Genomic DNA, 13,194 nt, shown 5'->3' with positions numbered 1-13,194 from the left:
CTCTGCTCCTACTGTTGCTGTCCGCCTGTCAGGCTGACGGGAGTGGCAAGGCGGAAGGTGAGGCCATCGCATGCGCCATAGGCGCGGGGAGCGAGATGGCTCCCGTGTGCGCCGTAGAGCGCGGGCATGACGAAGCGGGACCATTGCTCACCATTCGCCAACCGGATGGCGGTTTCAGGCGGTTGCGCAGCGTGGCGGGCGTATGGGATGCCGCCGACGGAGCCTTCGCCGCCGTCACCGCGGATGCAGGCAATGGGCAGATGGAGGTTGCTGTCGAAGGAGATCGCTATCTCCTGCCCGGTCCGCAGGCTACCAAGGAAATAGCGCATTGAGTGGCGCGGCGATCCTGACGGCAGAGGAAATGCGCGCGGCCGAGCAGGCCATATTCGATAGCGGCGTCGCGCCCTATGCGCTGATGGAGACGGCGGGCGCTGCGGCGGCGGACGTTATATGGCGTGCGGGAGGCGTACGCGACACGCTGGTGCTGTGCGGCCCGGGGAATAATGGCGGGGACGGGTTCGTGATCGCCCGGCTGCTGAAGGCGCGGGGCGTTCCTGTGCGGGTGGCGGCGACCGGCGAGAGCAAGACGGACTCTTCGCAAAAAGCGCGGCGGGCGTGGGCCGGGCCGGTCGAGAATATCGCCGATGCCGCTCCCGCCACGCAGATTGTCGACGCCCTGTTCGGCATTGGCCTGGCGCGGGGACTGGACGGCGCATTGGCGCAGCGACTGGGCGAACTGGTCGATGCGGCAGAGCGGAGCTACGCCATCGATGTGCCGAGCGGCGTGGATACGGATGGCGGCGTGCTGCTGTCGCCTGTGCCCCGTTTTGATCTTTGCATTGCCCTGGGCGCGTTGAAACCGGCGCATGTGCTGCAGCCTGCGGCAGGGACTTTCGCGCGGCTGATATGTGCCGACATTGGTATTGGGGCAAATGACGCCAAGGCGTTCCTGCTAACGCCGCCCGATCTGGCCGAGCCTGCGCCTGATGCGCATAAATATACGCGCGGTCTGGTGGATATTGTGGCGGGGACAATGGCGGGAGCGGGCATCCTTGCCGCTACCGCAGCGGCGCATGCCGGGGCCGGCTGTGTCCGGCACCTGGCACCGGAACCGACCAGCCGCCTGCCCAACGCCGTCATCATGGTCACGGCCCCCGATGCAGGAGCGGTGACGAAGGCGCTGCAAGATGAGCGGATTGCCTCCGTGCTTGTTGGGCCGGGGCTTGGCAGATCGGACGAGGCGAGGAAGCGGCTGAGCGCTGCAGTGACGGCGGGGCATCCGTTGGTGGTGGATGCCGATGGGATCACTCTGCTCGAGGCCGCCCCGGACATGCTGCCTGTCGGAACGATCATCACGCCGCATGAAGGGGAGTTCTCCCGATTGTTCGGCGAGATTACCGGGAACAAGATCGATCGCGCGCGGGAGGCCGCGCGGCGCATGGGAGGTGTAGTCGTCTATAAGGGGCCGGATACGGCGATAGCATCGGCCGATGGACGCATTGCTGTATGGCACGGAGGTTCGCCCTGGTTGTCGACGGCAGGGACCGGCGATGTGCTGGCGGGGATCTGCGCGGCCCGGCTGGCTGTGACGGGCGACCCATTTCTGGCGGCGTGCGAAGCCGTCTGGCTGCATGGCGAGGCGGCGCGGCGTGCCGGCGCGGCTTTCATCGCAGACGATCTGATTGCGCATATTCCGGCGGCTGTGGCAGCGCGAACGCAATGAGCGATACCGGATTGATCGTGCGCATTGCCGCGAAGGGCGATGGCGTGACTGCCGATGGGCGGCATATGCCGCTGAGTGCGCCGGGCGACCGGATAGCCGAGGATGGCGCGCTGATCCACGGGCCGGAGCATGTCGAGCCGCCTTGCCGCCATTTTCCCGAATGCGGCGGATGCCAACTCCAGCATGTCGGCGACGACGCCTATGCCCGCTATGTGTCCGACCGTGTGGCGGGCGCGCTGGCGGGGCAGGGGGTGGCCGCCGGGACCGTGCTGCCCGCCCATGTCTCGCCGCCTGAAACGCGGCGCAGGGCGTCGCTGCGCGCGATGCGGATGGGCAAACATGTGGTGCTTGGCTTCGCAGAGGAAGGCAGCCACCGGATAGTTGACATGGAGATGTGCTGCATCCTCCATCCTCGCCTGTTCGTGCTGGTGGCGCCGCTGCGCGGGTTGCTGGGGTCGATGATAGCCGAGAGGAGCGCTGCGCATGTGCGGATGAGCCTGACCGATCAAGGCGTCGACCTGCTGCTGGAGGGGGTGACGGCGGAGGGGCTGGCGGCGCGGGAGGCGCTGACGGAGTTTGCGCGGGCGCATGGGCTGGCGCGGCTGACTTTGGATGACGGTTATGGGCCGCAAGCCTGCTGGGAGCCGGAGCCAGTGACAGTGAGCTTTGGCGGCGTGGCTGTGGCCTTTCCGCCCTACGCCTTCCTGCAGGCGACAGCGGATGGGGAAGCTGTGCTGGCCGATGCCGTAAGACCTGCGGTGGAGGGCGTTGCCGCCTTTGCCGATTTGTTCTGCGGGCTTGGCACCTTTGCGCTGACGCTCGGCGCGGGAAAGGCTGTCTATGCGGCGGAGGCGGGGCGGGATCTGGTGCTGGCGCTCAAGGCCTCAGCAGGGCGGAGCGGGCGGAAGCTGGCGGCGGATCATCGCGATCTGTTCCGGCGGCCCTTGTCTCCCGATGAGCTGAACCGCTTCGGCGCGATCATTCTCGACCCGCCAAGAGCGGGCGCGCGGGAGCAGGCGGCGCAGCTCGCGCGGAGCAAGGTGCCGGTCATCGGCTATATTTCCTGTAATCCCGGAAGTTTCGCGCGCGATGCTGTCACGCTGATTGAAGGTGGATACCGGCTGGAGAGCGTAAAGCCGGTCGGCCAGTTCCGATGGTCGACCCATGTGGAACTGGCCGGGATATTCCGACGGTAAGAAGGCGCACTTGGTCCGTTCGGGCTGAGCTTGTCGAAGCCTTCCGCTGAGCGAAGCGAAGTGCCTCACTCCGTTCGGCTGAACCCTTCGACTTCGCTCAGGGCGAACGGATAAAGGCGCTTACTGCCCCAGCTTCACCACATTGGCGCGGCGCGGGGTTTCGACCTCCTCGCGGTAAAGGCTGGCCATCGGCTCGTCGTCAAGCTCGACCACCGTTTCCGACGAGAAGCCGTTGAAGCCGGTCCGCATCGCGCAGCCATAGGCGCCGAGCATGCCGATCTCGATATAATCGCCCGCTTGGACGTCGTCCGGCAGCATGAACGGGCCGACCATATGATCCATATCGTCGCAGGTCGGGCCGTAGAAGCTGAAGCCCTTCATCTCCGCTTCGCTCTCCTGTTCGCGCAGGAGCGCAACGGGGAAACGCCAGCCGATGTGCGCGGCGTCGAACAGCGCGCCATAGGCGCCGTCATTGATGTAGAGCTCATCGCCGCGGCGGCGCTCGACGCGCACGATCAGCGAGGAATATTCCGCCGACAGCGCCCGGCCCGGCTCGCACCACAGTTCCGACGAATAGGACACCGGCAGGCTTTCGAAGCCGCGATGGATCGCGTCGAAATACAGTTCCAGCGCCGGAGGCTCCATGCCCGGATAAATGGACGGGAAGCCGCCGCCGACATCGATGATGTCGACCGTGACCGCCGCCTCGACGATCGCGGCGCGCACGCGCTCGATCGCCTGGGTATAGGCGTGGGGCGTCATTGCCTGGCTGCCGACATGGAAGCAGATGCCCAGGGCATCGGCCGCCTGGCGGGTCGCCATCAGCAGTTCCTTGGTCTCGCCAATCTCCGCGCCGAATTTCGACGCGAGGCTCAGCTCCGAATATTCAGAAGAGACACGGATGCGGACGCACAGTTCCAGATCGGTGGCGTCGCCGGTGGCGCGCATGATCTTTTCCAGCTCGTCGATCGTGTCGAGCGAGAAGGTGCGCACGCCATGCGTGTGATAGGCCTCGAAGATCGCTTCCTCGGCCTTCACCGGATGCATGAAGCACAGCTTGGCTTCCGGCAGGGTGCGGGCGACGAGTCGGACCTCTGCGATCGACGCGACGTCGTAATGCGTGATTCCGCTGTCCCAGAGCGTCCGGAGAAGTTCCGGCGACGGGTTGGCCTTCACGGCATAGAGCGAGCGCCCCGGAAACTTCTCAACGAAGAATCGGGCGGCGCGGGCGGCTGCCTGCGGGCGAATAAGCGTTACCGGTGCTGCCGGTTTGAGGGCAATTGCTACCCCCAGCGCGCTGGGATGCTCGTACAATTCAAGGGACCTCCAGTGTCGTTCAGCAGAAATAAGCTGCCTTGCGGTGGAAGTCCCATGGGGCAGCGGACGTGCGATATATGAGTAAGGGGGGGTCCTGTAAAGCGGCTGCGTAAAAATAGTGTGTCATAAAAATGTCATGAAAGGCGGTGCTTGAAATCCTCATAGCCAAAGCGGCGAACCTCCCGAAGCGCATCGGTGTCGCTGTTCCACAGCCAGATGCCGGGAAGGGGGACGCCGTTGAACATGGTCGTCTTGACCATCGAGTAATGCGCCTGATCGAGGAAAGCGATCCGCGCGCCCGGTTCGGCCGTGCCGGGAACGCGATAATCGCCGATAATATCGCCTGCGAGGCAGGAAGGGCCGCCAAGACGGGTCGCTGGGCCATCCAGAGGCTCATGCAGCATGGCGGGCCTGTAAGGGGCCTCTATGACGTCCGGCATGTGGCAGGTGGCCGAGATGTCGGTGATGGCGACGGGCATTCCGTTGTCGATGACGTCGAGAATCTCTCCGACCAGGATGCCGCCGTCGAGCGCCATCGCCTCGCCGGGTTCGATATAAAGCTCCAGTCCCGATTTGAGACGGATTTGCCGGATAAATTCAACAAGATCGTCGCGCTGATAATCCGCGCGGGTGATGTGATGGCCGCCGCCCATGTTCAGCCATTTGAGCTGAGCATAATGCGGGGCGATCAGCGATTCGATCGCGGCCCAGGTGCGCTGGAGCGGCGCGAAGTCCTGCTCGCACAGCGAATGGAAGTGCAGGCCGGATACGCCCGCAAGATGCTCCGGCTTCAATTGCGTGATCGGGAAGCCAAGGCGGCTGTGCGGCTGGCAGGGGTCATATTTCGCTACCTCTCCCTCTGCATGCAGCGGGTTGATGCGCAGGCCGATGTCGAACGCATGGCCCGCCGCGCGGGCGGCGTCGATCTGCGGACGGAAACGGGCGATCTGGCCGGGGCTGTTGAAGATGACATGATCGGAAATGCGCAGGATTTCGGGCAGGTCCTCCGCCTTGTATCCGGCGCAATAGGTGGCGATCTCGCCGCGATATTCCTCATCGGCGAGGCGCGCCTCATAGAGGCCGGAGGCGCAGACGCCGTCGAGATATTCGCCCACTACCCCGCCCAGCGACCACATGGAGAAGGCCTTGAGCGCGCCCAGCACCTTCGCGCCGGAGCGGTCGCGAACGTCTTTGAGCACGGCGAGGTTGCGGCGGATCGCCGCCTCATCGACCACGAAGGCGGGTGAGGGGACGCGGTACAGGTCGAAGCGCGCGAATGCGCCGGGGTCGCCAGCTCTGGTTTCCATTATTGCCTCCGTCCGGGCTGAGCGAAGTCGAAGCCCTTCATCGAACGTAGTGAGATGCCTTCGCTATTGCTCAGGCGTACCCTTCGACTTCGCTCAGGGCGAACGGCTTATTGGGTGTTCCGCTTTTTTGCGGCCGTCAGAAATCCAGCGGCGCGTCCAGTTCCTTCAACTGCCAGGGCAGGCCGTGCTTGTTCAGCATATCCATGAAGGGATCGGGATCGAACTGCTCGATATTGAATACGCCCGCACCCGACCATGCGCCGGTCAGCACCATTGCAGCGCCGATCATCGCCGGGACGCCGGTGGTGTAGCTGACCGCCTGGTTGCCGGTTTCGGCATAGGCATCCTCATGGTCGCAGACATTGTAGACATAGACGGTCTTCTGCTTGCCATCCTTCATGCCCGTTGCGATGTCGCCGATATTGGTCTTGCCTTTCGTCGTGACGCCAAGCGACGCAGGCTCCGGCAGCACGGCTTTCAGGAACTGCAGCGGGATGATCTCCCGGCCTTCATACATGACCGGATCGATGCGGGTCATGCCGACATTCTGCAGCACCTCCAGATGCTTGAGATAGGCGTCGCCGAAGGTCATCCAGAAACGGATGCGTTTGATTTCGGGCATGAATTTGGCGAGGCTCTCCAGTTCCTCATGATACATGAGGTACATGTTCTTCTCACCCACCTGATCGAACAGGAAGGGCTGCTTGTGGCTGAGCGCAGGCCCCTCGACCCATTCGCCGTCCGCCCAGTGGCGCGAGGGGGCGGTGACTTCGCGGATGTTGATTTCCGGGTTGAAGTTGGTGGCGAAATGCTGGCCATGGTCGCCGCCATTGCAGTCGAGAATATCGAGCGTGTCGATGCTGTCGAGCAGATGCTTCTTGATATAGGTGGCGAAAACGCTGGTGACGCCGGGATCGAAGCCGGAGCCGAGCAGGGCCATCAGGCCTGCTTCCTTGAAACGGTCCTGATAGGCCCATTGCCAGCCATATTCGAACTTCGCCTCGTCGCGCGGCTCGTAATTGGCGGTGTCCATATAGTGCACGCCGGTCTTGAGGCAGGCGTCCATGATGGACAGGTCCTGATAGGGAAGGGCGAGGTTCACGACGAGTTTCGGCTTCACCTTCGCGATCAGAGCGGCGGTTTCCTCGACATTGTCGGCGTCAACCTGCGCCGTCGAGATCACCACTCCTGTCCGCGCCTTCACCGATTCGGCGACGGCGTCGCACTTAGCGACACGACGGCTGGCGAGGGTGATGTCGCTGAAAATGTCAGGATTCATGGCCATCTTGTGGACCGCTACCGACCCGACGCCGCCCGCACCGATGACAAGGACCTTGCTCAATTCCAATCTCCATGCTTGACCCGCGCGACGCGCGAAAGCGCCCATATAGGGATGTGACATGACAGCGCAAAGTCAGAGTGTAGCGCGTATCCCCGATAGGCAAGGGGTGGAACGCGCAGCGGTAAAAATCGCTGCGATCCTGCCGCCGACGCCTCTGCTGCCGCTGGACATTGGCGGGGTGACGATCTGGTGCAAGGCGGAATGCCTGCAACCGATCGGCGCGTTCAAGATACGGGGCGCATGGCACCGGCTGTCTGACCTGAGTGATGAGGAGCGGCAGGCGGGCGTCGTTGCCTTCTCCTCCGGCAATCATGCGCAGGGCGTTGCCTGGGCGGCGAGGCGGCTGGGTGTGCCGGCGACGATTGTGATGCCTGCAGACGCGCCCGCCGCGAAAATGGCCTCGACGATTGCGCTCGGGGCTATGGTCGTGACCTACGACCGGATGACCGAAAGCCGGGAGGAGATTGCGGGGCGGCTGGCGGCGGAAAAGGGCGCTGTGCTGGTGCCGAGCTTCGACGATCCCTGGGTGATCGAGGGGCAGGGGAGCGCGGGAATCGAGATTGGCGCGCAGATGCCGGGCGGGGCGCTAAGCCGCCTTGTGATCCCCTGCGGCGGCGGCGGGCTGGCGAGCGGATGCGCGCTGGCACTGCCGGAGGCGCAGGTGACGGCCGTGGAGCCGGAGGGCTGGGCCGATATGGGCGAGTCGCTCCGTGCGGGAGAGATTGTACCGGTCGGGCCAAATCCGCCTTTCACAAGCTGCGATGCATTGCAGACGGTGCGGGTTGCGCCGCTGACCTTCGGGATATTGCAGGGCCGGGGCGCCGTGGGCGTCAGCGTGACCGAGGCGGAGATCGGCGCGGCGATGCGGTTGGCGATGACGCAGCTTGGGCTGGTGCTGGAGCCAGGCGGGGCGGTCGCGCTGGCGGCCGTAGTCGCGGGGAAGGTCGCGCCGGTCGAGGGGATGGCGGTGCTGCTGTCCGGGAGGAATGTCGATCCGGGGCGGTTCCGGGCGATGACAGAGACCTAGTTTGAGCCAGCTCTTGTGCTCCTGCGAAGGCAGGAGTCCAGATCAAACGCTGGAACTGGGTTCCTGCCTTCGCAGGAACACGAAATGGGAATCTCTCAAAAACTTGCGCCGTCGACCTTTGTGATTTTCAGCGTGTCGATATCGACTTCCGGCACGCAGCGCAGATTAACCGCGCGCATCTCCGTGCCGTCTGGCATCGCGCTGGCTGCAAAAGCCTGGGTTCCGCAGGTGGTGCAGAATTGATGGTTGATCTTGTGCTTATAGAATGCGTAGCTGCCGAGCGCGTCAGCCCCGCTTTTCAGGGTGAACTGAGCGGCGGGCACGAAGGTCAGGACGAAGCCCTTGCGCGAACAGTGCGAGCAGTTGCAGGTCATGGCCTCCAAGGGCGGGTCTGCGTCCACGCTGAACATCACCTTGCCGCAGTGGCAGCTTCCTTCGTAGGGCATGTTTCTGTCTCCCATATGGCTGGGCAAATATAGCCGTTCGTTTCGAGCGCAGTCGAGAAACCGCGCGCCTGTTTCTCGACTGCGCTCGAAACGAACGGAGGCGAGAGGCGATACCGAGACAATATCCTAGCTGATCATCCGTTCCAGCGTCTCGATCACGTCCGCCTCCGCCGCCGGTTTGTCGCGGCGGATGCGGGAGATGCGGGGGAAGCGCATGGCGAGGCCGGATTTGTGGCGCTTGCTCTGGTGGATGGAATCGAAAGCGACTTCCAGCACCAGCGTCTTTTCTACCTCGCGCACCGGGCCAAAGGTCTTGATTGTGTTGGTCCGCACGAAGCGGTCCAGCCACTTCAGCTCCTCGTCTGTGAAGCCCGAATAGGCCTTGCCGACGGGTAGCAGTTCGCCCTCCGCATTCCAGCAACCGAAGGTATAGTCGGAATAGAAGGAGGAGCGTTTCCCATGACCGCGCTGGGCGTACATCATCACGCAGTCGGCGGTGAGCGGGTCGCGCTTCCATTTGTACCAAAGGCCCGTGCGACGGCCCGCGACATAGGGACTGTCCCGGCGCTTGAGCATCACGCCCTCGATGGCGGCTTCGCGCGCGCCGGCGCGAATGTCGCCCAGGGCCTCGAAATCCGGGGCGTCGATGATGGCGGAGATATCGAAGCGGGCCGGATCGAGTGACGTCATGAAGGCTTCCAGGCGGGCGCGGCGCTCGGTCCAGCCCAGCGCGCGCAGATCCTCCTCGCCGTCCAGCAAGAGGTCGTAGAGGCGGACGAAGGCGGGATAGTCGCCCAGCATCTTTGCCGAGACGGTCTTGCGGCCGAGGCGTTGCTGCAGGGCGTTGAAGCTGGCGGCGGACCCGCCGTGCTGTTCCGCACCCTGAACCTCGCCCTTCACCAGCAGTTCGCCGTCCAGCACGGCATGGCCAGAGAAAGCCTCTGCAATTTCCGGAAAACTGCCGGTGATGTCGTCTCCGGCGCGGCTGTAGAGGCGGGTTTCCTTGCCCGTGCCGACGATCTGGACGCGGATGCCGTCCCATTTCCATTCGGCGGCATAGTCGGCCAGGTCGACCGTGCCGTCCTCCAGTGGATGGGCGAGCATGAAGGGGCGGAAGAAGGGCGTGCCCGCAGGGTCCGGGCGGTCGCCGCGTCCCTCCGCCCAGCCGAACAGGGCCGCATAGGGCGGGGTGAGGGCGTGCCAGACCTCCTCAACCTCGTCTATATCGAGGCCGAACGCTTGGGCGAGGCCGGTCTTGGCGAGGCGGGCGGAGATGCCGACCCGAAGTCCGCCGGTGGCGAGCTTCAGCAGGGCGAAGCGGCCGCTGGCGTCGAGATGGTCCATCATGGCGGCAAGTGCGGCAGGAGCACCGGAGCGGCTGACGGAGGAGAGACGCTCAACGACGGCGCCGACGGTGAGGGAGCCATCATCAATCTCGGCTGGCTGATCCTCGCGCTTGGGCCAGAGCAGGGCGACGGTCTCCGCGAGGTCGCCCACATAGTCCCGGCTCATTTCGAACAGGATGGGATCGACGCGCTCACGGATCATATCGCCGATTGCGGACGCCTTGACGGCCTTCAGGTCGAGATTGCCGGTGAGCGCGGCCAGCGCCCAACCACGGTCGGGATCTGGCGCGGTGCGCATATAGTCGGCGATCAGGTCCAGCTTCCCGTTGCGGGAGCGGGTGTAGACGAGGCCGTCGAGGAGCTGGGAGAATTGCCTCATCGTTCCTCCCTCCCGTGCTCCTGCGAACGCAGGAGCCAAGTATTCTGGACGCTGCGCATTAGACCCTGGGCTCCTGCGTTCGCAGGAGCACTGAGAGAGACGGCAACTTTCATCCCTCGTCCTCATCTTCACGCCCCACTAGCGCCAGCGCCTTGGCGCGCATCTGGCGCATGGTGCACCAGTGGACCAGCGCATCGTCGCGGCCGTGAGTGACCCAGGTTTCGGAAGGGGCGACCTCGGCTATGGTATCGGTCAGCTCGTCCCAATCGGCATGGTCGGAGATGATGAGGGGCAGTTCGACATTCTTCTGCCGCGCGCGCTGGCGGACGCGCATCCAGCCGGACGCCATGGCCGTGATAGGGTCCGGCAGGCGGCGGCTCCAGCGGTCGTTAAGGGCCGACGGCGGGGCGATGATGATGGCGCCGCGCATCTCCTTCGCGTCGATGCCTGTCGCGAGGCGCAGGTCGCCCATCTCGATGCCGAAATCCGCATAGAGGGCGCACATGCGTTCGAGCGCCCCGTGGATATAGATTGGGTCATGGTGGCCCCGGCCGCGCAGTTCGCAGATGATCCGCTGCGCCTTGCCCAAGGCGTAAGCGCCAACCAGCACGCAGCGATCCGGATTGGCGTGGAGCGCGCCGAGCAACCGGTCGATCTCGCTGCCGGTGTCGGGATGGCGGAACACTGGCAAGCCGAAGGTCGCCTCCGTGACGAAGATGTCGCAGGGGGTGACTTCGAACGGCGCGCAGGTCGGGTCAGGACGGCGCTTGTAATCGCCGGTGACGACAACGCGCTCGCCCGCATGTTCTAGCAGGATCTGGGCGGAACCCAGGACATGGCCGGCGGGGATGTAGCTGATGGCCACGCCGCCCAGGCGGATGCTCTCGCCATAGGCCATCGGCGTGCCCTCCGCCGTGCCGTAGCGCAGCGCCATGATGCCGAGCGTCTCTCGCGTCGCCCAGACATGGCCGTGGCCGCCGCGCGCATGATCGGCATGGCCGTGCGTGACCAGCGCGCGTTCGCGGGGAAGGGATGGGTCGATCCAGGCGTCGGCGGGGCGGACATAAATGCCGCTTGGGTGCGGTTCGATCCAGTGCGGGGCGGGCGGCATAGCCCATCAATGTGGGACCGTGGGTGGATGTTCCGCAAGGGGGAGAAGAAGCCGCGCCTTGCCGCCGTTCAACCCGTCCGGCCGGTTGCGGAAATACCGAGCATGCGCGAAGCGGTCTCCCGCTCGCCCATGACCACATCGGGCACACCCAGCCGCCTGAGATGTTCTACCTCTCCATCGGAATGGGCGCGGGCGATCACGCGGATGGCGGCGTTCAGCTTCATCGCGCGCTGAAAGATCGCGCCGGCCTCATAGCCTTCGGGAATGGCGATAAGCAGCGTTCCGGCCCTGTCGATACCGGCCGCCTCCAGGACGCGCCCCTCCACGGCGTTGCCCTTCACCACCTCATATCCATCCTCGACGGCGCGTTTGGCCTGCTCGTTCTTGTCTTCGATGATGACCAGATGGCCACTGCGGTTGCGCAGTTCCGCCGCGATGATGCTGCCGACCCGGCCATAGCCGACGAGGATCATATGGTCGTTGCGCGCGGGTTGCTTCGCCGCGGCTGTCTCATCCGGTTCCTCATCCTCCTCCTTCGCGGACGTGACGAAGGAGAACAGGAACGGATTGAGGAAGATGGATATCAGTGCGCTTGCCAGGATCAGGTCACGGGCGTCGGGCGGCAATATCTTGAGACCGGTGCCCAGCGCGGCGAGAATGAAGGAGAACTCGCCAATCTGGGCCAGGCTGGCGGCGATGGTGAGGGCCACCCGGCTGGAATGCCGGAAGAAGCGGACGATGAAATAGGCCGCGACGGACTTGCCGATCATGATGATGGCGACGGAGGCCAGCAAGGGCGCAGGCTGCTTCATCAGGATGGCGGGATTGAACAGCATGCCGACGGACACGAAGAACAGCACGGCAAAGGCGTCGCGCAGGGGCAGCGTTTCCTCCGTCGCCCGGCGGCTGAGCGGCGTCTCGCCCAGGATCATGCCCGCGAAGAAGGCGCCAAGCGCGAAGGAGACGTCGAAGATCATCGCTGCGCCAAAGGCGACGCCAAGCGCGATCGCCAGCACGGCGAGGCGAAACAGCTCCCGCGATCCGGTATGTGCGACCCAGTGCAGGGCCGATGGGATGACGCGCCGTCCGACCACCAGCATCAGGGCGAGGAAGCCCGTAACCTTGAATATGGTGACTGCGAGAGGTTTCAATATGGCGGAAAAGCCCGCCTCCGCGCCCTCGGAGCCATGCCTGATCTCGGCCAGCGCAGGCAGGAGAACGAGGGCGAGAACCATCACAAGATCCTCGACGATCAGCCAGCCGACCGCGATGCGGCCCCGTTCCGTGTCCACCAGGTCCCGCGCCTGAAGCGCTCGGAGCAGGACTACGGTGCTTGCCACGGACAGCGCCAGGCCGAAGACGAAGCCGGACAGCATGTTCCAGCCCATGAGCCAGGCAAGGCCCATGCCGAGCAATGTCGCCACGGCGATCTGCGCAATCGCCCCCGGAATGGCGATCTTCCGGACGGACAGCAGGTCGCGCAGGGAGAAATGCAGCCCCACGCCAAACATCAGCAGGATCACGCCGATCTCGGCGAGTTCGTTCGCCAGCTTTGTGTCGGCGACAAAACCCGGCGTGAACGGGCCGACGAGGATGCCGGCCAGCAAATAGCCCGCGATCGGCGAAATTTTCAGCCTTTGGGCAATCGCGCCCATCAGGAACGCGACCACCAGACCAGCGACGATAGTGGCGATCAGCGGCGAATAATGCGGCATGGGCTTCCCCGGATTAATTCCAATATGGGCCGCCGGAACGGTTTCGCGCAGCTTACGCCCGCGCCGTCCCGGCGGCGTTATGCATTTGCTATTCCGCCGAAACGGTGACCAACGCGGCCATGATGCCGGCGGCGCCGGCCATGCCCATCAGCACGGTCGGCATGAACCACCAGGGCGGTTTCTTGCGTTTTCTTATCATGGATATTCCTCGCTCTATGGCCGCGCGCGGATGGCGTTCCATCGGCGCCAGCGTTCGCGCCAGCCAGGCCATGAAGGATTGGCGGC

Annotated in this window: 12 protein-coding genes; 3 read left to right on the top strand and 9 right to left on the bottom strand. The window is 64.5% G+C overall.

Features of this window, described 5'->3' with window-relative positions; genetic code table 11:
• Positions 1-8 precede the first annotated feature (8 nt).
• Positions 9-329 carry a hypothetical protein gene (locus KFK14_RS24050; protein ID WP_246524637.1) on the bottom strand — a complete coding sequence of 107 codons (321 nt, stop codon included), beginning with the start codon at positions 327-329 and terminating at the stop codon, positions 9-11.
• Here KFK14_RS24050 and KFK14_RS14495 point away from each other — a divergent pair.
• Positions 329-1,723, top strand: coding sequence for an NAD(P)H-hydrate dehydratase (locus KFK14_RS14495; RefSeq protein ID WP_246524636.1), 1,395 nt, complete (start codon positions 329-331; stop codon positions 1,721-1,723). The two genes, KFK14_RS24050 and KFK14_RS14495, sit on opposite strands and share 1 nt — an antisense overlap.
• On the top strand, positions 1,720-2,919 hold the full coding sequence (locus KFK14_RS14490) for a class I SAM-dependent RNA methyltransferase (protein WP_212608127.1): 1,200 nt from the start codon (positions 1,720-1,722) through the stop codon (positions 2,917-2,919). The genes KFK14_RS14495 and KFK14_RS14490 overlap by 4 nt, the downstream gene beginning before the upstream one ends.
• 120 nt (positions 2,920-3,039) lie before the next feature.
• On the opposite strand, the gene KFK14_RS14485 is transcribed toward KFK14_RS14490, so the two are convergent.
• The 3 genes from KFK14_RS14485 to KFK14_RS14475 all read right to left on the bottom strand — a co-directional run bounded on the left by KFK14_RS14485 (position 3,040) and on the right by KFK14_RS14475 (position 6,885).
• Positions 3,040-4,233 carry a type III PLP-dependent enzyme gene (locus KFK14_RS14485; RefSeq protein ID WP_070155450.1) on the bottom strand — a complete coding sequence of 398 codons (1,194 nt, stop codon included), beginning with the start codon at positions 4,231-4,233 and terminating at the stop codon, positions 3,040-3,042.
• A gap of 137 nt (positions 4,234-4,370) precedes the next feature.
• The gene (locus KFK14_RS14480; protein WP_070155448.1) at positions 4,371-5,543 is read right to left on the bottom strand and encodes a carboxynorspermidine decarboxylase; all 1,173 of its coding nucleotides are present in this window, start codon (positions 5,541-5,543) and stop codon (positions 4,371-4,373) included.
• A 136-nt stretch (positions 5,544-5,679) separates the two neighbouring features.
• Positions 5,680-6,885, bottom strand: a complete 1,206-nt coding sequence (locus KFK14_RS14475) for a saccharopine dehydrogenase family protein (protein WP_070155446.1) — start codon at positions 6,883-6,885, stop codon at positions 5,680-5,682.
• Between the two features lie 58 nt (positions 6,886-6,943).
• Here KFK14_RS14475 and KFK14_RS14470 point away from each other — a divergent pair, with 58 nt between their 5' ends.
• Entirely contained in the window at positions 6,944-7,912 is a 969-nt protein-coding gene (locus KFK14_RS14470) for a threonine ammonia-lyase (RefSeq protein ID WP_070155444.1), read from the top strand.
• 95 nt (positions 7,913-8,007) lie between these two features.
• On the opposite strand, the gene KFK14_RS14465 is transcribed toward KFK14_RS14470, so the two are convergent.
• The 5 genes from KFK14_RS14465 to KFK14_RS14445 form a co-directional block, all read right to left on the bottom strand.
• A complete protein-coding gene (locus KFK14_RS14465) occupies positions 8,008-8,358 on the bottom strand; it encodes a GFA family protein (protein ID WP_212608126.1) in 351 nt (116 codons plus the stop codon).
• A gap of 126 nt (positions 8,359-8,484) precedes the next feature.
• A complete protein-coding gene (locus tag KFK14_RS14460; RefSeq protein WP_212608125.1) occupies positions 8,485-10,083 on the bottom strand; it encodes a cisplatin damage response ATP-dependent DNA ligase in 1,599 nt (532 codons plus the stop codon).
• A gap of 109 nt (positions 10,084-10,192) precedes the next feature.
• Positions 10,193-11,194: a ligase-associated DNA damage response exonuclease gene (locus tag KFK14_RS14455; RefSeq protein ID WP_212608124.1), complete on the bottom strand. Its 1,002-nt coding sequence runs from the start codon at positions 11,192-11,194 to the stop codon at positions 10,193-10,195.
• A gap of 68 nt (positions 11,195-11,262) precedes the next feature.
• A complete protein-coding gene (gene ybaL / locus KFK14_RS14450) occupies positions 11,263-12,909 on the bottom strand; it encodes a YbaL family putative K(+) efflux transporter (protein ID WP_212608123.1) in 1,647 nt (548 codons plus the stop codon).
• An 88-nt stretch (positions 12,910-12,997) separates the two neighbouring features.
• Positions 12,998-13,180 carry a hypothetical protein gene (locus KFK14_RS14445; protein ID WP_212611284.1) on the bottom strand — a complete coding sequence of 61 codons (183 nt, stop codon included), beginning with the start codon at positions 13,178-13,180 and terminating at the stop codon, positions 12,998-13,000.
• Between the last annotated feature and the right edge of the window lie 14 nt (positions 13,181-13,194).

It is taken from the genome of Sphingobium phenoxybenzoativorans (assembly GCF_018286635.1).
GTDB classification, from domain to species: Bacteria; Pseudomonadota; Alphaproteobacteria; order Sphingomonadales; family Sphingomonadaceae; genus Sphingobium; species Sphingobium phenoxybenzoativorans.
The sequence above is the reverse complement of the archived record's forward strand: the minus strand, read 5'-3'. Positions and strand labels throughout refer to the sequence as shown.

What these genes read in the sequence shown, in the direction of transcription:
- KFK14_RS14445 (WP_212611284.1), bottom strand. Translation starts at nt 13,180, where the DNA reads ATGGCCTGGCTGGCGCGAACGCTGGCGCCGATGGAACGCCATCCGCGC.
- KFK14_RS14470 (WP_070155444.1), top strand. Translation starts at nt 6,944, where the DNA reads ATGACAGCGCAAAGTCAGAGTGTAGCGCGTATCCCCGATAGGCAAGGG.
- KFK14_RS24050 (WP_246524637.1), bottom strand. Translation starts at nt 329, where the DNA reads ATGCGCTATTTCCTTGGTAGCCTGCGGACCGGGCAGGAGATAGCGATC.
- KFK14_RS14490 (WP_212608127.1), top strand. Translation starts at nt 1,720, where the DNA reads ATGAGCGATACCGGATTGATCGTGCGCATTGCCGCGAAGGGCGATGGC.
- KFK14_RS14460 (WP_212608125.1), bottom strand. Translation starts at nt 10,083, where the DNA reads ATGAGGCAATTCTCCCAGCTCCTCGACGGCCTCGTCTACACCCGCTCC.
- ybaL (WP_212608123.1), bottom strand. Translation starts at nt 12,909, where the DNA reads ATGCCGCATTATTCGCCGCTGATCGCCACTATCGTCGCTGGTCTGGTG.
- KFK14_RS14455 (WP_212608124.1), bottom strand. Translation starts at nt 11,194, where the DNA reads ATGCCGCCCGCCCCGCACTGGATCGAACCGCACCCAAGCGGCATTTAT.
- KFK14_RS14465 (WP_212608126.1), bottom strand. Translation starts at nt 8,358, where the DNA reads ATGCCCTACGAAGGAAGCTGCCACTGCGGCAAGGTGATGTTCAGCGTG.
- KFK14_RS14480 (WP_070155448.1), bottom strand. Translation starts at nt 5,543, where the DNA reads ATGGAAACCAGAGCTGGCGACCCCGGCGCATTCGCGCGCTTCGACCTG.